The organism is Pseudomonas entomophila, assembly GCF_023277925.1.
Classification (GTDB): domain Bacteria; phylum Pseudomonadota; class Gammaproteobacteria; order Pseudomonadales; family Pseudomonadaceae; genus Aquipseudomonas; species Aquipseudomonas entomophila_D.
On sequence record NZ_CP063832.1, the window covers coordinates 2,713,583 to 2,737,666 of the forward strand.

18 protein-coding genes are annotated in these 24,084 nt (G+C 64.7%); 11 read left to right on the forward strand and 7 right to left on the reverse strand.

Features of this window, described 5'->3' with window-relative positions; genetic code table 11:
• Positions 1-7: 7 nt before the first annotated feature.
• The 3 genes from IM733_RS11790 (at position 8) to IM733_RS11800 (ending at position 2,713) form a co-directional block, all read left to right on the forward strand.
• The gene (locus IM733_RS11790; RefSeq protein WP_248920974.1) at positions 8-685 is read left to right on the forward strand and encodes a response regulator transcription factor; all 678 of its coding nucleotides are present in this window, start codon (positions 8-10) and stop codon (positions 683-685) included.
• Positions 686-895: 210 nt separating this feature from the next.
• The gene (locus IM733_RS11795; protein WP_011534991.1) at positions 896-1,312 is read left to right on the forward strand and encodes a Spy/CpxP family protein refolding chaperone; all 417 of its coding nucleotides are present in this window, start codon (positions 896-898) and stop codon (positions 1,310-1,312) included.
• A 54-nt stretch (positions 1,313-1,366) separates the two neighbouring features.
• Positions 1,367-2,713, forward strand: coding sequence for a sensor histidine kinase (locus IM733_RS11800; RefSeq protein ID WP_248920975.1), 1,347 nt, complete (start codon positions 1,367-1,369; stop codon positions 2,711-2,713).
• Positions 2,714-2,839: 126 nt separating this feature from the next.
• Here the strand turns inward: IM733_RS11800 and IM733_RS11805 are convergent, their stop codons facing one another.
• Complete coding sequence (locus IM733_RS11805) at positions 2,840-3,397, reverse strand: NAD(P)H nitroreductase (RefSeq protein ID WP_248920976.1); 558 nt, start codon at positions 3,395-3,397, stop codon at positions 2,840-2,842.
• Positions 3,398-3,539: 142 nt separating this feature from the next.
• On the opposite strand from IM733_RS11805, the gene IM733_RS11810 reads away from it, so the two are divergent.
• Complete coding sequence (locus IM733_RS11810; RefSeq protein ID WP_248920977.1) at positions 3,540-4,994, forward strand: TrkH family potassium uptake protein; 1,455 nt, start codon at positions 3,540-3,542, stop codon at positions 4,992-4,994.
• Here IM733_RS11810 and IM733_RS11815 read toward each other — a convergent pair.
• Entirely contained in the window at positions 4,951-5,997 is a 1,047-nt protein-coding gene (locus tag IM733_RS11815) for an AraC family transcriptional regulator (RefSeq protein WP_248920978.1), read from the reverse strand. The two genes, IM733_RS11810 and IM733_RS11815, sit on opposite strands and share 44 nt — an antisense overlap.
• Before the next feature lie 153 nt (positions 5,998-6,150).
• Between IM733_RS11815 and IM733_RS11820 the strand changes: the two genes are divergently transcribed.
• Together IM733_RS11820 and IM733_RS11825 are read left to right on the forward strand one after the other, a co-directional pair.
• A complete protein-coding gene (locus IM733_RS11820; RefSeq protein ID WP_248920979.1) occupies positions 6,151-6,462 on the forward strand; it encodes a DUF962 domain-containing protein in 312 nt (103 codons plus the stop codon).
• A 100-nt stretch (positions 6,463-6,562) separates the two neighbouring features.
• Positions 6,563-7,135, forward strand: a complete 573-nt coding sequence (locus IM733_RS11825) for an HD domain-containing protein (protein ID WP_248920980.1) — start codon at positions 6,563-6,565, stop codon at positions 7,133-7,135.
• Between the two features lie 89 nt (positions 7,136-7,224).
• Here the strand turns inward: IM733_RS11825 and IM733_RS11830 are convergent, their stop codons facing one another.
• Entirely contained in the window at positions 7,225-8,040 is an 816-nt protein-coding gene (locus IM733_RS11830; RefSeq protein WP_248920981.1) for a UDP-2,3-diacylglucosamine diphosphatase, read from the reverse strand.
• A gap of 130 nt (positions 8,041-8,170) precedes the next feature.
• Between IM733_RS11830 and IM733_RS11835 the strand changes: the two genes are divergently transcribed.
• Together IM733_RS11835 and IM733_RS11840 are read left to right on the forward strand one after the other, a co-directional pair.
• A complete protein-coding gene (locus IM733_RS11835; RefSeq protein ID WP_248920982.1) occupies positions 8,171-8,935 on the forward strand; it encodes an AraC family transcriptional regulator in 765 nt (254 codons plus the stop codon).
• Between the two features lie 156 nt (positions 8,936-9,091).
• The gene (locus tag IM733_RS11840) at positions 9,092-9,982 is read left to right on the forward strand and encodes a DMT family transporter (RefSeq protein ID WP_248920983.1); all 891 of its coding nucleotides are present in this window, start codon (positions 9,092-9,094) and stop codon (positions 9,980-9,982) included.
• Here IM733_RS11840 and IM733_RS11845 read toward each other — a convergent pair whose 3' ends face one another.
• Entirely contained in the window at positions 9,983-10,264 is a 282-nt protein-coding gene (locus IM733_RS11845; RefSeq protein WP_248920984.1) for a SelT/SelW/SelH family protein, read from the reverse strand. It abuts the gene before it with no gap.
• 72 nt (positions 10,265-10,336) lie between these two features.
• On the opposite strand from IM733_RS11845, the gene IM733_RS11850 reads away from it, so the two are divergent.
• Positions 10,337-12,523 carry a patatin-like phospholipase family protein gene (locus IM733_RS11850; RefSeq protein ID WP_248920985.1) on the forward strand — a complete coding sequence of 729 codons (2,187 nt, stop codon included), beginning with the start codon at positions 10,337-10,339 and terminating at the stop codon, positions 12,521-12,523.
• 68 nt (positions 12,524-12,591) lie between these two features.
• Here the strand turns inward: IM733_RS11850 and IM733_RS11855 are convergent, their stop codons facing one another.
• A complete protein-coding gene (locus IM733_RS11855; RefSeq protein ID WP_186666846.1) occupies positions 12,592-13,029 on the reverse strand; it encodes a MarR family transcriptional regulator in 438 nt (145 codons plus the stop codon).
• A gap of 138 nt (positions 13,030-13,167) precedes the next feature.
• Positions 13,168-15,315 carry a DNA helicase RecQ gene (recQ, locus tag IM733_RS11860; protein ID WP_248920986.1) on the reverse strand — a complete coding sequence of 716 codons (2,148 nt, stop codon included), beginning with the start codon at positions 15,313-15,315 and terminating at the stop codon, positions 13,168-13,170.
• A gap of 244 nt (positions 15,316-15,559) precedes the next feature.
• Here recQ and IM733_RS11865 point away from each other — a divergent pair, with 244 nt between their 5' ends.
• Complete coding sequence (locus tag IM733_RS11865) at positions 15,560-16,147, forward strand: YecA family protein (protein ID WP_248920987.1); 588 nt, start codon at positions 15,560-15,562, stop codon at positions 16,145-16,147.
• 8 nt (positions 16,148-16,155) lie between these two features.
• Complete coding sequence (locus IM733_RS11870; RefSeq protein ID WP_248920988.1) at positions 16,156-16,521, forward strand: YbaN family protein; 366 nt, start codon at positions 16,156-16,158, stop codon at positions 16,519-16,521.
• Positions 16,522-16,565: 44 nt separating this feature from the next.
• Here the strand turns inward: IM733_RS11870 and IM733_RS11875 are convergent, their stop codons facing one another.
• Entirely contained in the window at positions 16,566-23,618 is a 7,053-nt protein-coding gene (locus IM733_RS11875; RefSeq protein WP_248920989.1) for a retention module-containing protein, read from the reverse strand.
• Positions 23,619-24,084: the final 466 nt, after the last annotated feature.

A 24,084-nucleotide genomic window follows, 5' to 3' on the forward strand; every position in this document is an offset into this window, starting at 1 on the left:
GTGAAACATGAGCGAGCTGTTACTGATTGATGATGACCAGGAACTGTGCGAGCTGCTCGGCAGCTGGCTGACCCAGGAAGGGTTTGCGGTACGTGCCTGCCACGATGGCCAGAGCGCGCGCCAGGCCCTGGCCACCCAAGCCCCGGCGGCAGTGGTGCTGGATGTCATGCTGCCTGATGGCAGCGGCCTGGAACTGCTCAAGCAGTTGCGCAGCGAACATACCGACTTGCCGGTGCTGATGCTTTCGGCCCGTGGCGAGCCGCTGGACCGCATCCTGGGCCTGGAACTGGGCGCCGACGATTACCTGGCCAAACCCTGTGACCCTCGCGAGCTCACCGCACGCCTGCGTGCGGTGCTGCGCCGCAGCCACCCCAGCGCCCCCAGCAGCCAGGTCGAGGTCGGCGACCTGGCCTTCAGCCCGGTGCGCGGCGTGGTCAGCATCGATGGCCGCGAGATGACTCTCACGCTCTCCGAGAGCCGCATTCTCGAAGCCTTGCTACGCCAGCCCGGTGAGCCGCTGGACAAGCAGGAGCTGGCGCAGATCGGCCTGGGCCGCAAGCTGACCCTCTACGACCGCAGCCTGGACATGCACATCAGCAACCTGCGCAAGAAGATCGGCCCACACCCCGACGGCCGCCCCCGTATCGTTGCCCTGCGCAGCCGCGGCTACTACTACAGCCTCTGATCACTGTAGGAGCGGCTTCAGCCGCGATCACCCGTGAAGCGGGTGCCAGGCACCGTGATGCCTGTATCGCGGCTAAAGCCGCTCCTATAGAGTGCTTATGCCCCACCCCGCATCTTTACCCAGCCTTTACCCTCGCCTGACCGCCCTTGACCTTGATCTCCCTAGACTGAACTCATCCGGTAACCACCGGCCCATGACAGGAGAGAAACCATGCGCAAGACCCTTATCGCCCTGATGTTCGCCGCCGCCCTGCCGACCGTGGCCATGGCCATGCCTGAAGGCGGCCCGCGTCACGACGGCCCGCATCATCGCGGTGACGCGCCTTTCGCCCAACTGGACCTGAGCCGCGACCAACGCCAGCAGATCGGCAAGCTGATGGGTGAGCAGATGCAACAGCGCCGCGACATCACCGAGCGCTACATCAACAAGCTGCCCGCCGCCGATCAGAAGGCCATGAAGGACGAGATCAAGGCCAGCCACGACAAGACCGAGGGCCAGATCCGCGCCCTGCTCAAGCCCGATCAGCAGAAGAAGTTCGACGAACTGCAGAAGGAACGTGCCGCGCGCAAGGCCGAATGGCAGGAGTTCCAGGCCTGGAAAGCTGAAAAAGCCACCAAGGCCCAGTAAGCTGTCCACCCGCAGCCCGGCCCGCAACAGTGCAGGCCGGGCATTGCTCGCTTCATGGAGGTGCTTGTCTTGCGTTCACTGTTCTGGCGCATCCTGGCCAGCTTCTGGCTGGCCATCACCCTGGTCGCCGGCCTGTCGATCCTGCTCGGCCATATGCTCAACCAGGATGCCTGGATCCTCAGCCGCCACCCAGGCTTGAACAACCTGGCCAGTCACTGGGCCCAGCACTATGAACAGGAAGGCCTGGAGTCATCCCAGCGCTTTCTGGAGCGACGCAAGCAACGTTACCGGATCGACGTCCAGGTGCTCGACGACAGCGGAGACGCCGTGGTACCCGGCACCTTCCCGCGCCGCGCCGCCGCCTTCGAGGCGCGCCAGCACAATGACGAACGCCGCCTGCCCTGGCGCCGCCTGACCGAGGAATACACCAGCCCCACCAGCGGCGAAACCTACCTGCTGATCTACCGCATCCCCCATCCGGAGCTGGCCGCCTGGCATCGCGAGAGCCTGATCTGGCCACTCAGCGCCCTGGGGATAGCCTTGGTGGTGCTGACCCTGTTCAGCCTGCTGGTCACCCTGTCGATCACCCGACCACTCAGCCGCTTGCGCGGCGCTGTGCACGACCTGGGGCAGGCCAGCTACCAGCAGAACAGCCTGGCCCGCCTGGCCGTGCGCCGTGACGAGTTTGGTGTGCTGGCCAACGACTTCAACAAGATGGGCGCCCGTCTGCAAAGCCTGATCGGCAGCCAGCGCCAGTTGCTGCGCGATGTCTCCCACGAACTGCGCTCACCGCTAGCGCGCCTGCGCATCGCCCTGGCCCTGGCAGAGCGCGCCGAGCCCGAGCAACGCCAGGCCCTGTGGCCGCGCCTGACCCGTGAATGCGATCGCCTGGAGGACCTGATCAGCGAAATCCTCGTGCTGGCCCGGGTCGACGCCGAGCAGGCCCACGCTGAACGTGTGGACCTCAATGCCCTGCTGGGCGGCGTGCGCAAGGACGCCCAACTCAGCGCGCCGGAGCAGGAGGTGAAGCTGGACGCACAGCCGGGCCTGGTGTTGCAGGGGTGGCCGACCTTGATCGAGCGGGCGGTAGATAACCTGCTGCGCAATGCCTTGCGGTTCAACCCGGCAGGGCAGCCGATCGAGGTGCATGCCCGCCACGAACAGGATCGCATCGTGCTGAGCGTGCGCGACCATGGGCCCGGGGTGGCGGCGGAATATCTGGCGCAGTTGGGTGAGCCGTTCTTCCGCGCGCCGGGGCAGGACGCGCCGGGGCATGGGCTGGGGTTGGCGATTGCGCGCAAGGCAGCGGAGCGCCATGGTGGAACGCTGACCGTGGGCAATCACCCGCAGGGTGGCTTCGTCGCAACACTGGAGTTGCCCAGTGAGGCCAATGCTGGCTGAAAGACCCTGGCCCGGCTATGCCGGGCATCGCCAACAAGGCTGGCTCCTACGAGGTTGCGGCAAAGCCGCGCGCCCCTGTGGGGGCGGGTTTACTCGCGATAGGCGGCGTAGCAGCCCCCTTCTGCCTCACTCGCCCCAGGCGCTGACAAACCGGGCGGTCTCCAGGACCGGTGCCGTGCGCGGCTCGCCCATCGGCGTACCAACATACAGGTAGCCGATCACTTCCTCGTTCGCCTCCAGCCCCAAGCCCCTGTGCACATGGGCATCGAAGGCCATGTCGCCGGTGCGCCACACCGCACCGATGCCTTGGGCATGAGCCGCAATCAGAATGCCATGGGCGGCGCAGCCGGCGGCCAAACGCTGTTCGATCTTCGGCACCTTGAAATGGTCCTGCAACCGGGCGACCACCACGATCAGCAAGGGTGCCCGCAGCGGCATCGCCCGGGCCTTGTCCAGCGCGGCCTGGGTGGCATCGCCCTTGGCCTGCACCGCTTCGGCGAACAGTTCGCCGAGCTTCTCCCGCCCCTGGCCCTCGATAGTCAGGAAACGCCAGGGACGCAGCTGGCCATGGTCCGGTGCGCGCAACGCGGCCTGGAACAGCGCTTCGCGCTGGGCGGCATTGGGCGCCGGGTCGGTCAGGCGTGGCACGGAAACACGGTTGAGCAATGCGTCGAGAGCCTCCATCGGCTACCCTCCTGGCAAGTTGAAAGTGCGGCCATTCTGCACTATTGCGCCGCCATCGTGGGAGCGAGCTCGATCACGCGTTTACATCACCACCCCCACAGGTAGAATGGCGCCCTTTCCGTTGCGAGTCAGGGCAGATCACATGGCATTGCCGACCTTTAGGATCATTGGTTTCATCATCGGCATCTTCCTGATCACCCTGGCGGTGAGCATGGTCGTGCCCATGGCGACCCTGGTGGTCTTCGAGCGCACCGGCGACATGCCGTCGTTTCTCTGGTCGAGCCTGATCACCTTCGTCGCAGGGCTCGGCCTGGTCATGCCAGGACGCCCCGAGCACGTACACCTGCGCCCCCGCGACATGTACCTGCTGACCGTCAGCAGCTGGCTGGTGGTCTGTGTGTTCGCCGCCTTGCCGTTCCTGCTGACGCAACACATCAGCTACACCGACGCCTTCTTCGAAAGCATGTCCGGCATCACCGCCACCGGCGCCACCGTGCTCAGTGGGCTGGACACCATGTCGCCGGGCATCCTCATGTGGCGCTCGATGCTGCACTGGCTGGGCGGCATCGGCTTCATCGGCATGGCGGTGGCGATCCTGCCGTTGCTGCGCATCGGTGGCATGCGCCTGTTCCAGACCGAGTCCTCCGACCGTTCGGAGAAGGTCATGCCGCGCTCGCACATGGTCGCCAAGTCGATCGTGGCGGTATACGTCGGCATCACCGTGTTCGGTAGCCTGGCCTTCTGGTGGGCGGGCATGAGCCCGTTCGACGCGATCAACCATGCCATGTCGGCGATCTCCACTGGCGGTTTCTCGACTTCCGACCAGTCCCTGGCCAAGTGGGACATCCCGGCAGTGCACTGGGTCGCAGTGGTGGTGATGATCCTTGGCAGCCTGCCGTTCACCCTGTACGTGGCCACCCTGCGCGGCCACCGCAAGGCACTGATCAAAGACCAGCAGGTTCAGGGCCTGCTCGCCATGCTGGTGACCACCTGGCTGGTACTGGGCACCTGGTACTGGGCCACCACCGACCTGCACTGGCTCGACGCCCTGCGCCACGTGGCGCTGAACGTCACCTCGGTGGTCACCACCACCGGCTTTGCCTTGGGCGACTACAGCATGTGGGGCAACTTCTCGCTGATGCTGTTCTTCTATCTCGGATTCGTCGGCGGCTGCTCCGGCTCCACGGCGGGCGGCATCAAGATCTTCCGTTTCCAGGTCGCCTACATCCTGCTCAAGGCCAACCTCAACCAATTGATCCATCCGCGCGCGGTGATCAAGCAGAAGTACAACGGCCACCGCCTCGACGAAGAGATCGTGCGATCGATCCTGACCTTCTCGTTCTTCTTCGCCATCACCATCTGCATCATCGCCCTGCTGTTGTCGCTGCTGGGGGTGGACTGGATGACCGCGCTGACCGGTGCCGCCGGCACGGTATCGGGCGTGGGTCCTGGCCTGGGCGAGGTGATCGGCCCGGCCGGCAACTACGCCAGCCTGCCGGACGCCGCCAAGTGGATCCTCTCCTCGGGCATGCTGCTCGGCCGCCTGGAAATCATCACGGTGCTGGTGTTGTGCATGCCAGCGTTCTGGCGTCACTGATCACCAAGCGCGCGCGGTACTCGCTCGGGGTGGCGTCGAACCAGCGGCGGAACGCTCGGTAGAAGTTGCTCGGGTCGGCGAAACCCAGCAGGTAGGCGGTTTCCAGCAAGGTCGTGCCTGGCTGGGCGAGGTACTGCTCGGCCAGCTCCCGACGGGTGTCGTCCAGCAGGGTCTGGAAACTGGTGCCCTCGTCCTGCAGACGGCGCTGCAAAGTGCGCTGCGACAGGTGCAGCGCCTGCGCCACGGTTTCACGCTTGGGTTCGCCCTGGGGCAGGATACGACACAACACCTGGCGCACCCGATGTGTCACGCGGCTCTCCGAGAAGCGCGCCAGGTACTCGCCGGCAAACCGATCATGCAGCACTGCCATCGCCTCGTTGGCCGTGGGCAGCGGCGCCTCCATGTCGGCGCGCTCGAACACCAGCGCATCGTGGGGTGCGCCAAATACCAGCGGCGCATGGAACGCCACCCTGTACGGTTCGACATTGTGCGGTTGCGCCCCTTGGATCAATACGCGCCGCGGCTGGATGGGCCGGCCGCTCAGCCAAGTACTGAGCGACAGCGCGCAGGCCAGTGAAGCTTCGGCGCTATGGCGGGTCGGCGGCAGGTGATCGCCATGTACCGTGAGCACCAGGGCGTAGCCTTCGGGGCCAAGGCGAAAACTCAGGTCGGAGCTTTCCGCGATGATCCGCTGGTACCGCACCAAGCGTTCGAAGCCTTCGGCCAGGGTGCGGCTGGACATAAGTGCATAGCCCACCACATGAAAGGAGGCCGGCCGCACCACCCTGGCCATGTTCAGGCCGATGGCTTCGTTGCCGGACAACTCGACCGCCAACTGCCACAGGCGCGTCATGGCATCTTGGGGGAAACGCGCATCTGGGTCGTCCAGCGCACTGAAGTCCAACCCCAGTTGCTTGAACATGGCCCGGCAATCGAGCCCTTCGAGCTCGAGCGCCTTGACGATCCCTGATGCCCAGCTGGCTGACGTGGTTCTCTCACTCATGACAGGCTTCTTGTGCTGACCGCTCCTGCGGTGAACCGAAAGGATACTCAATTGGCGCTCATTGTCACTGGCCGGGGCCATCAGTGACTCTAGACTCGATTCAGGCTCCACGCCGTGTATGCTGTAGGCACCCGCGACTTCCGGAGCACCGCCATGACCCGCACCGCGCAGTTCCGCAGTTTTGCCGAGTTCTACCCCTACTACCTCGGTGAGCACAGCAACGCCGCCTGCCGCCGTCTGCACTTCGTCGGCACCAGCCTGGTGATCGCCCTGCTCGCCTACACCCTCGCCAGCGGCAAATGGCTGTTGCTGCTGGCCGTGCCGCTGGCCGGCTACGGCTTTGCCTGGGTCGGGCACTTTTTCTTCGAGAAGAACCGCCCGGCCACCTTCACCCACCCCTGGTACAGCCTGGTGGGCGACTTCGCCATGTTTCGCGACATCCTGCTAGGGCGCATCAGCCTCTGATCGGCCCGCAGGGCCAGGTTCGCGTCCCGCCTGGCCACTGCCAACGCCCGGGGCTTGCCCAACACTGGCGGCATGTTCCGGCAGGCACGGGGGCCAGGTGATGAACAGGCAAGCGAGCTTCAACCACATGCAGGACGGCACCGCCCAGGACTGGGCGATCATCGCCGACGACTTTCGCGCGTATTCCCGCCAGTTGCCGCAACGAATCCTGGCGCACCTACGCCTGCTGGACGGTGATTTCGGCGGGTTCCCCATCGACCGCCTGAGCCACTCGTTGCAGACCGCCACCCGTGCCCACCGTGACGGGCGTGACGAGGAGTACGTGGTGTGCGCCCTGCTCCATGACATCGGCGATACACTGGGCAGCTACAACCATCCGGACATTGCTGCGGCCATCCTCAAGCCCTTCGTCAGCGCCGAGAACCTGTGGATGGTCGAGAAGCACGGGATCTTCCAGGGGTATTACTTTTTCCACCACCTGGGCATGGATCGGCATCTGCGCGAGCAGTTCAGCGAGCACCCGCAGTACCAGCGGACCATTGAATTCTGTGCCCGCTATGACGCGGCGGCATTCGACCCCGACTACGATAGCCTGCCGCTTCCGTTCTTCGAGCCGATGCTGGAACGGGTGTTCGCCCAGCCACGGCAGTCGGTCTACAAGGCAGCCTTGTAGGAGCGGCTTCAGCCGTGATGCAGGCATCGCGGTACCTGGCACCTGCTTCGCGGGTGATCGCAGCTGAAGCAGCCCCTGAAAAGGCAGGGTCAGGCCGGCTCGCTCAGTGACGCCAATTGTTCTGCCGCCTCACGCGCCTGGGCCTCGGCAAACCGGTAGAGCTCGATCTGCCCGTCCCAGTGCTCGATCAGCGCCGTGCAGGACTCCACCCAATCACCGCAGTTGAGATACTCCACCGCCCCTACCTGGCGGATCTCGGCGTGGTGAATGTGCCCGCACACCACCCCCTGGAAACCACGTCGGGTGCACTCATGGGCAATCGCATCCTCGAAATCGCTGATGAAATTCACCGCGCCCTTGACCTTGCGCTTGAGGTAGGCCGACAGCGACCAATAGCCATAGCCGTAGCGCGCCCGCCAATGGTTGAGCCAGCGATTGAGCACCAGGGTGAACTCGTAGGCCCGGTCGCCCAGAAAGGCCAGCCAGCGGTGGTAACGGGTGATCACATCGAACTGGTCGCCATGCACCACCAGCAGGCGCCGGCCATCCGCCGTCAGATGCTCCGCCTCGTCCACCAGCTGGATATTGCCCAGGACCAGCTTGGAGTAACGTCGCAGGAACTCGTCATGGTTGCCGGTGACGTAGATCACTTCGGTGCCGCGCTTGCTCATGGTCAGCAAACGGCGAATGACATTGGTGTGGGCTTGCGGCCAGTAAATGCCGCCCCGCAGCTTCCAGCCATCGATGATGTCGCCGACCAGGTAGATGCGATCGGCCTGGTAGCCCTTGAGGAAGCGCGACAAGTGCTCGGCCTGGCAATCCCGGGTACCCAGGTGCACATCGGAGATCCACAGGGTGCGCACACGCTGCTTGCGTGACGGGCGGGCGAGTTCGGCATGGGTCATGGGCAGGCTCCGGCACTGTTTGCTGGAGACTGGCAGGCACGCATGACAGGGCGGTGGCAGTCCCATGACCATCCTGCGAGGGGCCCGGCACTGGGTGTACACTGCCCACCTGCCCCCGAGGAAGCCCCCCATGAGCACCGGCTCGCTGCTTTCGCTGCGCCACTACCGCCACGACCTGATCGCCCACAGTCACGACCACCCACAGTTGGTGTTCAGCCTGGCCGGGCGCCTGGACTTCGAAGTACAGGGCCGTGGCGCACAGCTGCAGCGCCAGGACCTGATGGTGGTACCGGCTGGCGCGCATCACACCTGCGGTAGCCCCTCCGGCAGCCACTGCCTGGTCCTGGATGTGCCCGGTGAGCACTGGCTGGGCGAACACCTGGGTGGCCACGCCGACAACAGTCGACGCCTGCTCGACCGCCCCGGCGCCCTGACCCTCGACAGCCGTCAACAGCAATTGGTGGACTGGCTGGCGAGCAGCCCGGTGGAAGACCCACTGATCGCCCGCCAGGGTGCCGTCCTGCTGCTGGCCAGCCTGACGCAGGCGTGTGTACCGGTGATCGCCAGCACGCGCCTACCCTACGCCGCCTTCGACGCCCATATCGAACGCCATGCTGCCCACCCGCTGCAGGTTGCGGACCTGGCGCGGCTGGCCGGGCTGTCGAGCGCGCGGCTGCATGCGCGGTTTACCCGCGAGTGCGGCATGACACCGATGGACTACATTCGCCAGCGGCGGTTGCTCATGGCTCGACGGTTGTTGCGCGAGACGGCGCTGCCAGTGGGCGAGATCGCCGCGCGGGTGGGGTATGGCTCGCAGAGTGCGTTCAGTGCGGCAATGCTGCGCGCCTTCGGCAGCTCGCCGTTGGCCTTGCGGCGAGAGCCTGGCGACAATTGACGCGAGGTGCGCGACAGACAGCGCTGGCTGCGCCTTTTAGACTGCCGCCAACAGCTTCGCCGGCAAGCCGGCTCCTGCAGGCCGGCGTCACGCCCGTAGGAGCCGGCGTGCCGGCGAAACGGCCTTCGCAAGTCACCTCGAATCCAAAGGACCACCATGAACCACCGCACCGCCCTCGGCGCCCTGCACATCGGCGCGCTGTTCTTCGGCCTGACCGGCGTCTTCGGCAAGCTGGCCGCCAGCGCCAGCCCCTCGATCATCGTCTTCGGTCGCGCTGCTTTCGCCGTGCTCGCCCTAGGCCTGTTCGCCGGCCTCGCCCGCCAGGCCTGGCAACCGCTCAGGGGGCGCGACCTGCGCCGCCTGCTGCTCGGCGGCATGCTGCTGGCGGGGCACTGGGTGAGTTTCTTCATCGCGGTCAAGGTCGGTGGCGTGGCCATCGCCACGCTCGGTTTCGCCAGCTTCCCGGCGTTCACCGTCATCCTCGAAGGCCTGCTGTTCCGCGAGCGCATCCGTCGCAACGAAGCCTTGCTGGTACTGTTGGTGAGCATCGGGCTGATACTGGTCACGCCTGCGTTCGACCTGGCCAGCGAAGCCACCGGCGGGCTGCTCTGGGCATTGCTCTCGGGCCTGCTGTTCTCGCTGCTGTCACTCATCAACCGGGCCGGCTCCGGGCGCCTGCCCACCGTGCAAGCGGCGCTGTGGCAGAACCTGGTGGTGACCCTGTGCCTACTGCCCGTGGCCGCCCCTGGCCTTGCGGCCGTGGCGCCCATGGACTGGCTGTGGATCGCCCTGCTGGGCATCTTCTGCACGGGGGTGGCCCACAGCCTGTTCGTCGCCAGCCTGGCAGTGATCAAGGCACGCACGGCAGCAGTGGTGTTCGGCATGGAGCCGGTCTACGGTATCGCCGTGGCCTGGGTGGTGTTCGCCGAGACGCCGACCCTGCGCATGCTCGCCGGTGGCGCGCTGATCATCTTCGCCATCGTGCTGTCCAGCCGCCTGAGTGCCGAACAGCCCGTGAAACAGCGGCCAATCACTGAAGGCACCTGATCAGCGATCGTTGTGGCCCAGGTCGCGTTGCGGATCGATCTGGTCCCGTACCCGCTGCTTGAGCACCTTGGCCTCAGGGAAGCCGCCGTCAGCCTTGCGTTCCCAGATCTGCACGCCGTCGCAGGTGATGCGGAAGATGCCACCGGTGCCTGGCTCCAGCGCCACCCGGGCCAGATCGTCGCTGAACGTGCTGAGCAGTTCCTGGGCCAGCCAGGCGGCACGCAGCAACCATTGGCACTGGGTGCAGTAAGTGATGACAACTTCCGGCTTGGTATCAGCCATGTGACACATCTCCACAGAGGGGGGATGCTTATACTAGCGGTCTTTACCCTCCGGTTTGAGACTCACGACACGATGCGCCGCCTGCTGTTCTGCCTTTTGCTGACGCTCACCTCCCTCACCGCGCTGGCCGCCGAACAGGCCCGGCCGAAAATCGGCCTGGTGCTGTCCGGCGGCGCTGCCCGTGGCATTGCCCACATCGGCGTGCTCAAGGCCCTGGAAGAGCAAGGGGTGCGCATCGATGCCATCGCCGGTACCAGCATGGGCGCGGTGGTCGGCGGGCTGTACGCCTCCGGCTATAGCGTCGCGGAGCTGGAAAAGCTGGCGACCACTCTGGATTGGCAACAGGCACTGTCAGACGCGCCACCGCGCAAGGACGTGCCCTTTCGCCGCAAGCAGGACGACCGCGACTTTCTCGTAAAGCAGAAGCTGAGCTTTCGCGACGACGGCAGCCTGGGCCTGCCGCTGGGCGTGATCCAGGGCCAGAACCTGGCGCTGTTGCTGGAAAGCAAGCTGGCCCATACGGCCGACATCCGCGACTTCGACAAGCTGCCCATCCCCTTCCGCGCGGTGGCCACCGACATCGCCAGCGGCGAGAAGGTGGTGTTCCGCCGGGGCCATCTGCCGAGGGTGATACGCGCCAGCATGTCGATCCCTGCCGTGTTCGCCCCGGTGGAGCTCGACGGGCGGCTGCTGGTGGATGGCGGCATGACCGACAACATCCCGCTGGACGTGGTGCGCGAAATGGGCGTGGACCTGGCCATCGTCGTCGATATCGGCACTCCGCTGCGCAACCGCAAGCAGCTGGCGACGGTGGTCGATGTGCTCAACCAGTCGATCACCCTGATGACCCGGCGCAACTCCGAAGAACAGTTGGCCAGCCTGCGCCGCGAGGACATCCTGGTACAACCGCCACTGGCGAGCTTCGGCGTCACTGATTTCGGTCGCGCCCAGGACATGATCGACGCCGGCTACCGCGCCACCATAGCCCTCACCCCGCGCCTGGCCGGGCTGCGCCAACCCGAGGCCGACAGCAACCTGGCGATGGCCCGCTCGCCCCGCCAGCGCACCCCGCTCATCACCGCGATCAAGGTGGAGAACGATTCCAAGGTCAGCGACGACGTGATCCGCTACTACATCCGCCAGCCTATCGGCGAGCCGCTGGAGCTCGACCGCCTGCAGACCGACATGGGTACCCTTTACGGGCTGGACTACTTCGACCAGGTGCAATACCGCGTGGTGCACAAAGGCGACGACAACACCCTGGTGATCAATGCTCGCGGTCGACGCGGTGGCACCGACTACCTGCGTCTTGGCCTTAACCTGTCCGACGACCTGCGTGGCGACAGCGCCTTCAACCTGGGGGCTAGCTATCGGGTCAACGGTATCAACCGCCTTGGTGCCGAATGGTTGACCCGCGCCCAGATCGGCGACCAGCAGGAGTTGTACACCGAGTTCTATCAGCCGCTGGATGTCGGGTCGCGCTATTTCATCGCCCCCTACCTCGACTTCGGCTCGCAGAACGTCGAGGCCACCCTCGACAACGACCCGGTCGCCGAGTACCGGCTGGAGCGCTACGGCTTCGGCCTCAATGTCGGGCGGCAGATCGGCACCTATGGCGAAGTGCGCCTGGGTGTGGGCAAGGCCTGGGGCGAGGCCGACGTGCGCATCGGCGACCAGGACCTGCCCAAGGTCAGCTTCAACGAGGGGTTCTACGAGCTCAAGTATTCCTTCGACACCTTCGACAACGTCTACTTCCCCCACAGCGGCGAGGACATTGGCCTGACGGTGCGCAAGTACGACAAGTCGCTGGACTCGGACCAGAGCTACCGGCAATGGTTGTTCAACCTGGACAAGGCGTTCAGCAGCGGGCCGAACACCCTGGTGCTGGGCGGTAAGTACGGGCGCACGCTGGATGACGCCGAGGTGGTCACCTCGAGTTTCGTGTTCGGTGGCGCGCGGCAGCTGTCGGGCTTTCGCCAGGACTCGGTCTCCGGGCAGAACATGAGCCTGCTGCGCATGGTCTACTACCGCCGCCTGACGCCGCGCGCCTACCTGCCGCTGGACTTCCCGCTGTATATCGGCGGGTCGCTGGAGCGTGGGCGGGCGTGGAACAACGATAACGAGTTCGACAGCGGCTACATCAATGCCGCAAGTGTGTTCCTGGGGCTGGAAACACCGTTGGGGCCACTGAACCTGAGCTATGGGGCAAACGATGCCCATGAACGGGCGGTCTACCTGAACCTGGGGCATACCTTCTGAAACCATCGCGGGGCAAGCCCGCTCCCACGACAGGTGGGAGCGGGCTTGCCCCGCGATGGGCTTAGTGGTCAGGACTTCTCGAGGTTACCGAGGATCTTCGCATGCACCCGCATGCACACTTCCAGGTCAGCCTCGTCGACCCCGGTGAACAGCTCGGCGCGCAAGGCATTGGCGATGGTCTCGATCTGGTCGATCAGCGGCTTGGCCGGCGGGCACAGCAGGATCTTCTTGGCACGACGGTCCTCCATCACCGCCTGGCGGCGCACCAGGCCCTGGCTTTCCAGGCTGTCGAGCAGGCGGGCCAGGGTCGGGCCTTCGACACCGACACTCTGGGCCAGCTCACGCTGGGTGGGGGCCTCGTCGAAACGCGCCAGGTGCAGCAGCACCAGCCAACGCGCCTGGGAGAGGTTGAGCCCGGCCAGGCGGCGGTCCAGTTCGGCGCGCCAACCCCGGGACATCTGGGCCAGCTGCATGCCGAAGCGGTGTTGGTTGTCGGTCAGGGGCATAAGCAACTCATTGAATAGAACTAATTATTAGTCAGCTAACCATGCCCCGGCCGATCAGGCAACATTCAGCCGAGTGGAAACGTCGGATAATCCGGCCGGGGCATGACAAAGGTCAGCAAATGGCGTAAATGCCGGCTATCAGAGCCCGAACTCCACCGCCAGCGCCGCCCTGACGCAATACAAGACACCTTCCGGCACCCGCGGACCGAACAGCGGCGCCACGGCAGAGACCGGTGGCAGCTCGCCCTCGCCATCGAGGAAGGCATCCTGCACTTCCATCATCAGGTCTTCCGGCAGATCCAGCGCCTGCTCCAGGCCCAGTTCCTGGCGGCCGATGGCTTCGGCAAGCAGGCTGTAGACATTCTTCTCGCTGCAATTGAGCTGCCCGGCGATCTGGGCTGGGGTCATGCCGGCGCGGGCCAGGCTGACCAGCTCGTGGCGCAGGTCCAGCACCACCTTGGGCGCCTCCTCCGTGCCACCACTCCCATTGAGCACTTCGAGGAACGCCTGGCCGTAGCGCTCCAGCTTGCGCGCGCCGACGCCGCTGACCTGGGCCATGTCGCTGAGGCTGGTGGGCATGCTGCGCAGCATCTCCAGCAGGGTCGAGTCGGGGAAGATGACGTAGGGTGGCACGCTGTGCTCCTCGGCCAGCTTGCGCCGCAGGGTACGCAACGCCTCCCACAGCTCGCGCTCCTCGGCGCGCACCAGCTGGCTGGCCGGACTGCCGCCACTGCCGCCGGAGGCCTTGGCCACCGTCTGCGGCTTGAGGTCGCGGCGCAGCTGCAGCGTCACTTCGCCACGCAGCAGCGGCCGGCAGCTGTCGGACAGGCGCAGGCCGCCGTAGCCTTCCAGGTCGATATCCACCAGGCCGCGCGCCACCAGCTGGCGGAACAGCGAACGCCATTCGGCCTCGGCCAGCGGCTTGCCGACACCGAATACCGACAGCTTCTCGTGACCAAAATTGCGTACCTTTTCGGTGTCCTTGCCCAGCAGCACATCGACCAGGTGGCCCACGCCGTAGCGCTGGCCGGTACGGAACACGGTCGACAAGGCCTGGCGCGCAGGCTCGGTGGCGTCCCAGGTCTGCACCTGGTCGACGCAGTTGTCGCAATGGCCGCAGGGCTGCTCCAGCACTTCATCGAAGTAGGCCAGCAGCGACTGGCGACGGCAGCGGGTCTCCTCGCACAAGGCCAGCATGGCGTCGAGCTTGTGCTGCTCGATGCGCTTGTGACGCTCGTCGCCCTCGGAGTTCTGCAGCATCTGCTTGAGCATCACCATGTCCTGCAGGCCGTAAGCCATCCAGGCGTCCGACGGCAGGCCGTCACGGCCGGCGCGACCGGTTTCCTGGTAATAGGCTTCGAGCGACTTGGGCAGGTCGAGGTGGGCGACAAAGCGCACGTTGGGCTTGTCGATGCCCATGCCGAAGGCGATGGTGGCGACCATGATCAAGCCTTCCTCGTTGAGGAAGCGGTGCTGGTTGGCCGCGCGGGTCTCGGCGGCCAGGCCCGCATGATACGGCAGCGCCGGAAAGCCCTGCTCGCAAAGAAAGGCGGCGGTCTCGTCGACCTTCTTGCGTGACAGGCAGTAGACGATGCCGGCGTTGCCGCGACGTTCGCCGAGGAACGCCATCAGCTGCTTGCGCGGCGCCTCCTTGGGCACGATGCGGTAGAAGATGTTCGGCCGGTCAAAGCTCGACAGGAAACGCTCGGCGCCCTGCAGGTGCAGGCGCTGGACGATCTCCTCGCGGGTACGCATGTCGGCGGTGGCGGTCAGGGCGATGCGTGGCACATGGGGGAACAGCTCGGCGAGCTGGCCCAGTTGCAGGTATTCCGGGCGGAAGTCGTGGCCCCATTGCGAAACGCAGTGGGCTTCGTCGATGGCGAACAGGGCGATGTCGAGGCCACGCAGGAACTCCAACATGCGTGGCTGCACCAGGCGCTCTGGTGCCAGGTAGAGCATTTTCACCTCGCCACGGCGCAGGCGCCCGGCCAGGTCGCGCTGCTGCTCGGCGCTGAGGGTGGAGTTCAGCGCGGCGGCGGCCACGCCCAGCTCGTCGAGGGTGGCGACCTGATCGTCCATCAGCGCGATCAGCGGCGACACCACCACCGTCAGGCCCGGGCGCAGCAAACCCGGGACCTGGAAGCACAGCGACTTGCCGCCGCCGGTGGGCATCAGTACCAGGGCGTCGCCGCCCCCTGCCACACATTCGATGATCGCAGCCTGGCGCCCGCGGAAACTGTCGTAACCGAAGACATCCTTGAGGACGCGCTGAGCCTGTTCGAGCATTTGCCACTCCAAAATCGCCGTGCCAACCCCGACTCAGGCTGGACGATAAATCAGCCGCGCGCGCAGCGAATGCGTAAGCGGTTTTTGCCGGATGGCGAGAAAACGCCGGCCAGCACGAAAAAGCGCGAAGTATACCCGACTGCCGCGCCACCCGGCATGCCCCGGTGACAGACGTTCCCTTTGCCCCCCGAGCGCCGCAAGGTGCTAGAATTCACCATCGTTTATTCCCCAAGGTAGCCCTGTAATGTCCTTCGCCGAGCAACTGACCCGCCTGCAAGCCTTCCTCGACGCCGATGAGCTGCACGAAGAAGCGCTGGACTACGTCGCCGCACACGGCTACCTGACCGCGCTGTCGATCTGCTCGGAGGAAGTTCCCGAACGCGAATGGATCGACGCGCTGTTCGCCGAAGAGCCGCACTACAGCAGCGATGCCCAGCGCACCGAGATCGAAGCCACCCTGGTCGCGCTCAAGGGCCACATCGCCCGCCAGCTGGCCAGCGACGAGGAATTCGACCTGCCCTGCGACCTGGACCTGACCGACGAGCCGGACGACTCCGACCTGCGCGGCTGGTGCATCGGCTTCATGGAGGGCGTGTTCCTGCGTGAAGAGGCCTGGTTCGAGAACGCCGAGGAAGAAGTCAGCGAGATGCTGCTCCCGATCATGGTCGGTTCCGGCCTGTTCGACGAACAGCCGGAGTTCGAGGACATCGCCAAGAACGCCAACCTGCAGGACGACATGATCGTGCAGATCCCCGAGGCGCTGAGTGCGCTGTTCCTGCTGCTGCACGCCCCGGACGAAAAACCTGCCCTGCTCAAGCCGCGTCACCACTGATCGACGTGGTGCGCTACCTGCTGCTGGCCATCGGCTGGCTCAGTGTCGCGCTGGGGGTGGCGGGGATCTTCCTGCCGGTGTTGCCCACCACCCCGTTCCTCTTGCTGGCCGCGGCCTGTTTTGCCCGCAGCTCGCCACGCTTCCATGACTGGCTGGTCAACCACCCCAAGCTTGGACCATGGATTCGCGACTACCTCAGTGGCGAAGGGATTCCACTCAAGGGCAAGGTGTACGCCATCGGACTGATGTGGGCGAGCATCAGCCTGTCGTGCTATCTGGTACCGCTGTTCTGGGCGCGGGTGTTCATGCTGACCAGCGCGGTGCTGGTCAGCGCCTACATCCTCAAACAGAAAACCTTGCACCGGCCGGGTTGATCACCTTTCGGTGCAGGAGCCAGCCTTGCTGGCTCCTGCAGGCCTCACACTGTATCCACCTTCAGCGAATGATCGTTGAGCATGCCGTTGATGATGGTCGCCGTGTCATGCCCCGCCGCAATCACCCCACCCGCTCCGGCCGTCACCCCGTAATGCTGCGCAAGATCGACACCGGCCAGGTCGATGGTCTGGGTCGGCGCCGCGCCGGCGACGCTACTGACCTCGATGGTCGATACCACGTTGCTGCCGGTGCCGCTGACCTTGAAGTGCAGGTAGTCGTCCAGCGAGGAGCTGGTGGCGTTCTCGCCCTGCAGCAACTGTGACAGGTCCAGGCGATCGCTGCCGGGGGTGAAGTCGGTCACGGTGTCATGGCCACTGTCCCCCTTCTGCCAGACGAAGGTATCGTTGCCGCCGCCACCGGTCAGGGTGTCGTCGCCTGCACCACCGTTGAGCACATTGTCGCCACCGTTGCCGATGAGCGTGTCGTTGTACTCCGAGCCAATCAGGTTCTCGATGCTGGTCAGGGTGTCCACGCCGGCACCCACCGTGTTCTGCGGACCGGCATGGCCCAAATCCACCACCACGCCAGCCCCCGCCTTGGCAAAGCTGACAGTGTCGCTGCCCGGGCCTCCGTCCAGCAGGTCGTTGCCTGGCCCGGCGATCAGCAGGTCGTTACCCTCGCCACCGTACAGGTGATCATTGCCGGTTCCCGCCACCAGCACATCGCTGCCGGCGCCACCGTTCAAGGTGTTGTCACCGCTCCCTGCCAGCAGCACATCATCACCTGCCGTACCGTCGAGCACATGACCGGGCTGGTAGGTGATATCGACGTTACCGGTGGCCGTGCCGCCGTGACCGTCGCTGACGGTATAGGTGTCGTGCACCACGTCGTTGACCGCATTGCTGTAGTCCACCACCAGGCTGAGCTTGTAATTTTCGGCGGCCTTGCTGTTACCCGAGGCGTTGTCGGTATTGACTACGTGAATGCTGTACACCCCGTCATGGGCGGCGGTGAAACTGCCGCCATCGGCGATGCCCTGGTAGCTGCCACCGGCCTCTTTCCACTCCATCATCAGGTTGCCAGCGGGGCGGTCGTGGTCGAGGGTGAGGGTTTCGCCCTTGCGCAAGGTGACGGTCAGCGTGTCTTCATCGTTGGCATTGCTGTTGCTGATCATGCCAAGGTAGCCAGCCACCACCAGCGCCGCGGTCATGGTCCCGGACAGGCTGGTGAACTCGCTGCGCGCCAGGTCGCGGGACTGGTTCTCGGCCTTGTTGGGCGTGCCGTCGAACTGAAGGGTCTGGGCCTGGGTACCGGCGGTGAAACCTGCGCCCTTGTCGGCGAAACCGGTGTTGAAGAGGGTGGGCGCGGCGCTCAGCCGATCGTGGTCGGCATCACTGTCGTTGGCCAGCAGTGCCTCGGCCGGCACGCTGAGCGTGGCGCCACTGATGTTGGTGATGATGTGGTCGGGGCCGGCCACTGGGGCGGCGTTGCCGTTGATGTTCACGGTCAGCGTGGCGCTGCTGGTGTCCCCGTCGTTGTCACTGGCGGTGAAGGTGAACGTCTCTACCTGGCCGGCACCGCCGTCCTTCGGCGGCGTGTAGGTGAATTCGCCGGTATCCATGTTCACCAGCAAGGTGCCACCGAGGCTGGTCTTGATGCCGAGGCTGTTGCTGACCGTGTCGAACACCGCCTTGTCCACACCGCCGCTGGCGGCATAGCCCCCCTGCCCGGCATTGGCCTTTGGATCGTAGGTGTAACCGGTGCCATCCACCACCAGTGCCTTGATGTAACCGCCATCGGCACCGAAGTCGCCACCACTCATGAGGCTGCCGGTGATGGGCGCCCCTTGCACGGTGCCGGAGAGCACCGCGCTCAATTGGTTGAGGTCGGTCACCACCACCGCGTTGGTGTCGGTGTGGCTGCTGCCGTCATAGGCCAGCGGGTCGAGGTTGCCGGCATTGACGCCACTGCCCATGCCGACGGCGAAGGACTTGATGCCGTTGTCGTCGAGGAAGGTTTCCCAGGTGGTTTCGCGAACCGCGGTGATCGTGTGACCACCGCTAGGCTCACCGTCCGAGAAGAAGTAGCTGACATTCTGCGCACCCACCAGCTTGCCCGAGCTGACGAAAGCTTCCTGGGCTTTGGTTGCAGCCGAGTCGTAGTAGGTCGACCCACCAGCCGTGAGCCCGGCGATCAGGCTCTTGGCCTCGCCGATCGAGACCCACACCGGGGTCTGTATCGTCGCGCCAGTGGAGAAGGTGACGATCTGTACCTTGATGTCCCCCATGTCATCGTACTTGTCGAGCAAGGTATTGATGGCCTGCTTGGCCAGCTCCAGGCGTGTCAGGCCAGGTACGCCAGACCCCGAGTTCATGCTGCTGGAGACATCGACCACCAGCAGGATGTTGGAGTCCACCTGGCCCGGGGTGATGCTGCGCACCGTGCTTACGACCTTTGGCACGTCGTCGACGATGTTGATGGCGATCATGCTGGTGACGCTGTTGCCCAGCGCATCGGTAGCCTTGTAGGTGAACTGTTCGATGACCGTATTGGCACCGTCGTTCGTGCCGCCCGGCGTTTTCGGCGCCGAGGTCAGGGTATAGGTGTAGGAGCCGTCGGCATTCAACTGGATCTGGCCATATTGACCCGTGGTGTTGCCCACCAGGCTGTAGGTCAGGGCGCCGAACCCTCCGCTGACCAAGCCCACCAGGCTGCCGGAAGCGGTTTCGCCGGTCGAGCCCGGCTCGCTACCCGTTACGCTGCCTGCCACCAGGTCGTTGCCATCCTTGTGCAGGTCCAGCGCGTTTTCGTAGACCGTGACGTCGTTGTCCTGGCTGGCGACCAGTTGGCTGTTCTGCACGCTGATACGGATGACGGCGGTGCTCTCGTCACCATCGGCGTCACGGAGGGTGTAGACGAAGCTGTCGGCGGCAAACGGTGGCAACACGCTGTCAGGGTTGGCGTGGTAGGTGGCGTTGCCTTGGGCATCGAGAGTCAGGTAGCCGTACAGCCCCGTGATCTGTTCACCCAGATGGCCGCTGGCGGAAGTCGAGGTGTCGTGGCCGAAACGCACACCCACCACGTACTGGCCATCGCCGCGCACATCGGCGCCGATCACATCGTTGGCCAGTACATTGCCGCTGATGTTGCCGCCCTGCTGCACGCCGGCGAAATCATTCTGCGCCCTGGGCACATCGTCGACGATGCTGATGACGATGGTGCTGGTGGAGGTATTGCCCAACGCGTCCTTCACCTGGTAGGTGAAGCTTTCAGTCACGGTGTTCGGGCCGTCGTTCACATGATTGGGCGAGTTCGGTGCCGATGTCAGGGTGTAGGTGTAGGAGCCGTCTGCATTCAACTGGATCTGACCGAATTGGCCCAGGGCATTGCCCACCAGGCTGTAGGTCAAGCCACCCAGGCCGCCGCTGACCGACCCTGCGAGCGAACCAGAAGCGGTTTCCGCAGTGGAGCCAGGCTCGCTGCCGGTGATATGGCCTGCCGCCAGGTCGTTGCCATCCTTGTACAGGTCGAGGGCCTTCTCGAAGACCTTGACCTCATCATCGACCGAAGCCAGCAACTTGCTGTCCTGCACGTTGATGGTGATGGTGGTGGTGCTTTCGTCGCCATCGGCATCGCGAATGGTGTAGACAAAGTGGTCGGTGGCCCACGGTGGCAACACGCTGTTGGGGTTGGCGTGGTAGGTGCCATTGCCCTGGGCGTCGAGGGTCAGGTAACCGTACAGCCCCTGGATCGGGTCGCCGACATGGCCGATGGCGGAGCTCGAGGTGTCGTGGCCGAAGCGCACCCCGACCACGTACTGGCCGTCACTGCGGCCGTCGGCGCCGATCACATCGTTGGCCAGCACATTGCCGCTCACGCTGCCGCCCTGGCTGACGTCGGCGAAGTCGCAATGAGCCTTGGGCACATCGTCGACGATGCTGATGACGATGGTGCTGGTGGTGGCGTTGCCGAGCGAATCCTTCACCTGATAGGTGAAGCTTTCAGTCACGATATTCGAGCCATCGTTCACATGAGTGGGCGAATTCGGCGCCGATGTCAGGGTGTAGGTGTAGGAGCCGTCCGCATTCAGCTGGATCTGACCGTATTGCCCTACCGCGTTGCCGACCAGGTTGTAGGTCAAGGTGCCCACGCCACCACTGACCGAGCCGGCCAGGGAGCCGGATGCAGTTTCTGCGGTTGAACCGGGATTGCTGCCGGTGACCGTGCCCGCCGCCAGGTCATTGCCATCCTTGTTCAGGTCGAGGCCCTTCTCGAAAACCTTCACCTCGTCGTCGACGGCCGCCAGCAACTTGCTGTCTTGCACGTTGATGGTGATGGTGGCGGTGCTCTCGTCACCGTCGGCGTCGCGAATGGTGTAGACGAAGGTGTCGCTGGCCCACTGCGGCAGTTCCTGATTGGCGTAGGCGTGGTAGGTGCCCATGCCCTGGGCATCAAGCACCAGGTAACCGTACAGGCCCTGGATCTGGTCGCCCACGTGCCCGCTGGCCGAAGTCGAGGTGTCATGCCCCGCGCGCACGCCGACCACGTACTGGCCGTCACTGCGGCCGTCGGCGCCGATCACATCGTTGGCCAGCACATTGCCGCTGACACTGCCACCTTCGGTGACATCGGCGAAGTCGCAATGCGCCCTGGGCACATCGTCGACGATGCTTACGTCGAGGGTGCCGCTGGCGCTGCTGCCATCGGTATCCATGGCACTGACGGTGAACTGCTCGACCAGGCTGTTGGCCCCCTGGCCCGTGGCATGGCCCTCGTTGTCCAGCAACTGGTAGGTGTAGCTCACCACGCCGGTCGCCGGATCATAGCCGGTGATGGTCAGGGTATTGCCCAACGGTGTGGTGATCGACTGTGGGAAACCTGCGGGAGCGCCGCCACTCACCACTGTGATACCCGCCACGGTCAGGGTCTGCAGGCCATCGAGGGCGGTCACGCTGAACGTGCCGCCCTGGGCCAGCGCACCTGGGTTGGGGGCGCTGCCGTCGGTGAGGTTTTTCTCATAGACCTGCAGCTCGCCGCCCTCCACACCGAGGCCACCCAAGGTCACCGGGTCATTCAGGTTACCAACGTCGAGGGTCAGGATCGCCGTGCTGGTATCGCCATCGGCGTCCTTCAGCGTGTAGGTGAATTGCTCGACGCCGTTGCCACCGCCGTGCAGATTCTTGAAGTCGGTGTCGTCAGGGTTGAGGGTGTAGGTGTAGGAACCGTCCGCCGCCAGCACCAGGGTGCCGTAGGTGCCGACGAAGGTGCCGGCCACCACCGGGCCGCTGGGGATACGGTCGGCGCCCTGGGTATCATTGCCCAGCACATTTCCACTCAGTGCCAGGTGTTGCTCGGTGGCGGTCACCGGGTTGCTGTCGTTCACCGCCTTGGGCGCATCATCGACGATGTTCACATCCAGGGTGCCGTTGGCACTGCTACCGTCGGTGTCCGTGGCCGCAACGGTGAAATGCTCGCTTAGCCCATTGGCGTCCGAGGCCGCATGCAGGGTGTAGCTGTAGCTGACCACGCCGGTCGCTGGGTTGTAGCCGGTGATGGTCAGGGTGTTGCCCAGCGCCGTGGTGATCGACTGCGGGAAGCCCGCCGCCACACCACCGCTAACCACGCTGATGCCGCCCACGCTGAGGGCCTGCAGACCATCCGGCGCGGTAAGCGTGAACGTGCCGCTCTGGGTCAGCGCACCTGGGTTCGGTGCGCTGCCGTCGGCCAGGTGCTTCTCGAACACCGTCAGCTCACCGCCTTCCACACCCAGGCCACCGAGGGTCACCGGGTCGTTGAGGTTACCGACGTTCAGGGTCAGGATCGCCGTGCTGGTATCGCCGTCGGCGTCCTTCAGCGTGTAGGTGAAGTGCTCCACGCCATTGCCGCCGCCGTGCAGGTTCTTGAAGTCGGTGTCGTCGGGGTTGAGGGTGTAGGTGTAGGAGCCGTCCGCCGCCAGTACCAGGGTGCCGTAGGTGCCGACGAAGGTACCGGCCACGATCGGGCCACTGGGGATGCGGTCGGCACCCTGTATATCGTTGCCCAGCACGGTGCCGCTCAGTTCCAGGTGCTGCTCGGTGGCGGTCACCAGGTTGCTGTCGTCCACTGCCTTGGGGGCGTCGTCACGAATGATCACATCCAGGGAGCCGCTGGCGACATCGCCGTCAGTATCGCTGGCCAGCACGGGGAAGTGTTCGCCGACCGTGGCATCGCCATTCGGGTGCTGTTCGGCACCTGTCAGGGTGTAGCTGTAGCTGACCACACCGGTCGCCGGGTTGTAGCCGGTGATGGTGAGCAGGTTGCCAAGCCCGGTCACGATCGAGTGGCCCACGCCGGTCACGGTGCCTGCCGTGATCACATTGATGCCGCCAACACTGAGGTTGAACACGCCATCCGGCGCCACGACGGTGAAACTGCCGGACTGGATCAGGACCGCCGGATTGCTCGCCGAGCCCTGGGGCAGGCTGGCTTCGTTCAGGGACAGTTCACCTGGCTGGGCATTCAAGCCATTGAGCGTGACGGGGTTGTCCACCACCTCGGGGACGGGCGCAGATGGCGAAGTGAATGCCGGCGCCGCCTCATCATTGTGCGGGTCCAGTACACCAAGGTAACGGTTGTCCAGCTCAAGGATGCCGTTGAAACCTGCGGTGGGAAAACCAACGATGGGATCGACGCGCGCCGCCACCTCGGTCAGCAGTACAAAACTGTGCCCGCCCCCCAGTTCGCCATTGAAGGCACCATGGTGCCCACCCGCCGCTGGCGCTTCGCCTTCCTTGGTCGGGTCGGCCCCTGCGGCAATGGCCCGTTGCATCCGCTCGACATCACTGAGCAGGGCATCGCTGGGCGCCGCATTCGGTGCAGGGGCCGGTTGCGAGTGGCTGGCCAACAGTTCCGGGCTCAGGGCCAGGCTGCTGTCGCGCCCGAGGGTCAACAAACCGCCGTTCTGCAAACGCACGGCCACCGCGCCGGCGGCCCCCGTTTCCAGTTGTTCGCCGGCGAACAGGCGATCACCCTCCACCACCAGTCGACGATGGCCATCACCCTCCACTGCGAATACCTGGCCGACGACCTTGCTGACCACACCGAGTAACTTAGCCATGAGCGCACGCCTCCCCTGCCGATGGGTTTCTCGCAGTCCAAGGCTGGCGGGTCATGCATGCAATGCCCGACGCACATGGCAGCCGGATCGTTGCTGTCACGTGCGTGGGCGATCACGCTCCCTGTGACGACTTCCGCGATAGCGGTACTGGACAATGGCCATCATTCGATGCCAAATTTTTGTCGCCAAATTCCGCTTTCGCCTTCCTCCCCTGCTTCCTTAGCTGCAAAAAATATGGATCTTTCTCCGAGGCCCGAAAAACGCCTGTCCCAGCCGGTTCCCGTAACCACTTGAATGAAACAATGTCGCGGATTCCTTAGACCGCATAAGTTTTTTTTTCGCATATACCTTATGAAAATTTCTTCTTAGCTCGCCTTATAAATGTTCTTAGCTCTGTTGTTACAAACCTGAAACGGTTTGATTCTTATATTTCGTCATTTTATTGGCGATTGCAGGACATTTTTTA

What these genes read in the sequence shown, in the direction of transcription:
- IM733_RS11790 (WP_248920974.1), top strand. Translation starts at nt 8, where the DNA reads ATGAGCGAGCTGTTACTGATTGATGATGACCAGGAACTGTGCGAGCTG.
- IM733_RS11830 (WP_248920981.1), bottom strand. Translation starts at nt 8,040, where the DNA reads ATGACCCATGCCGAACTCGCCCGCCCGTCACGCAAGCAGCGTGTGCGC.
- IM733_RS11865 (WP_248920987.1), top strand. Translation starts at nt 15,560, where the DNA reads ATGTCCTTCGCCGAGCAACTGACCCGCCTGCAAGCCTTCCTCGACGCC.
- IM733_RS11855 (WP_186666846.1), bottom strand. Translation starts at nt 13,029, where the DNA reads ATGCCCCTGACCGACAACCAACACCGCTTCGGCATGCAGCTGGCCCAG.
- IM733_RS11825 (WP_248920980.1), top strand. Translation starts at nt 6,563, where the DNA reads ATGAACAGGCAAGCGAGCTTCAACCACATGCAGGACGGCACCGCCCAG.
- IM733_RS11800 (WP_248920975.1), top strand. Translation starts at nt 1,367, where the DNA reads ATGGAGGTGCTTGTCTTGCGTTCACTGTTCTGGCGCATCCTGGCCAGC.
- IM733_RS11850 (WP_248920985.1), top strand. Translation starts at nt 10,337, where the DNA reads ATGCGCCGCCTGCTGTTCTGCCTTTTGCTGACGCTCACCTCCCTCACC.
- IM733_RS11815 (WP_248920978.1), bottom strand. Translation starts at nt 5,997, where the DNA reads ATGAGTGAGAGAACCACGTCAGCCAGCTGGGCATCAGGGATCGTCAAG.
- recQ (WP_248920986.1), bottom strand. Translation starts at nt 15,315, where the DNA reads ATGCTCGAACAGGCTCAGCGCGTCCTCAAGGATGTCTTCGGTTACGAC.
- IM733_RS11845 (WP_248920984.1), bottom strand. Translation starts at nt 10,264, where the DNA reads ATGGCTGATACCAAGCCGGAAGTTGTCATCACTTACTGCACCCAGTGC.
- IM733_RS11820 (WP_248920979.1), top strand. Translation starts at nt 6,151, where the DNA reads ATGACCCGCACCGCGCAGTTCCGCAGTTTTGCCGAGTTCTACCCCTAC.
- IM733_RS11840 (WP_248920983.1), top strand. Translation starts at nt 9,092, where the DNA reads ATGAACCACCGCACCGCCCTCGGCGCCCTGCACATCGGCGCGCTGTTC.
- IM733_RS11835 (WP_248920982.1), top strand. Translation starts at nt 8,171, where the DNA reads ATGAGCACCGGCTCGCTGCTTTCGCTGCGCCACTACCGCCACGACCTG.
- IM733_RS11795 (WP_011534991.1), top strand. Translation starts at nt 896, where the DNA reads ATGCGCAAGACCCTTATCGCCCTGATGTTCGCCGCCGCCCTGCCGACC.
- IM733_RS11810 (WP_248920977.1), top strand. Translation starts at nt 3,540, where the DNA reads ATGGCATTGCCGACCTTTAGGATCATTGGTTTCATCATCGGCATCTTC.
- IM733_RS11875 (WP_248920989.1), bottom strand. Translation starts at nt 23,618, where the DNA reads ATGGCTAAGTTACTCGGTGTGGTCAGCAAGGTCGTCGGCCAGGTATTC.
- IM733_RS11805 (WP_248920976.1), bottom strand. Translation starts at nt 3,397, where the DNA reads ATGGAGGCTCTCGACGCATTGCTCAACCGTGTTTCCGTGCCACGCCTG.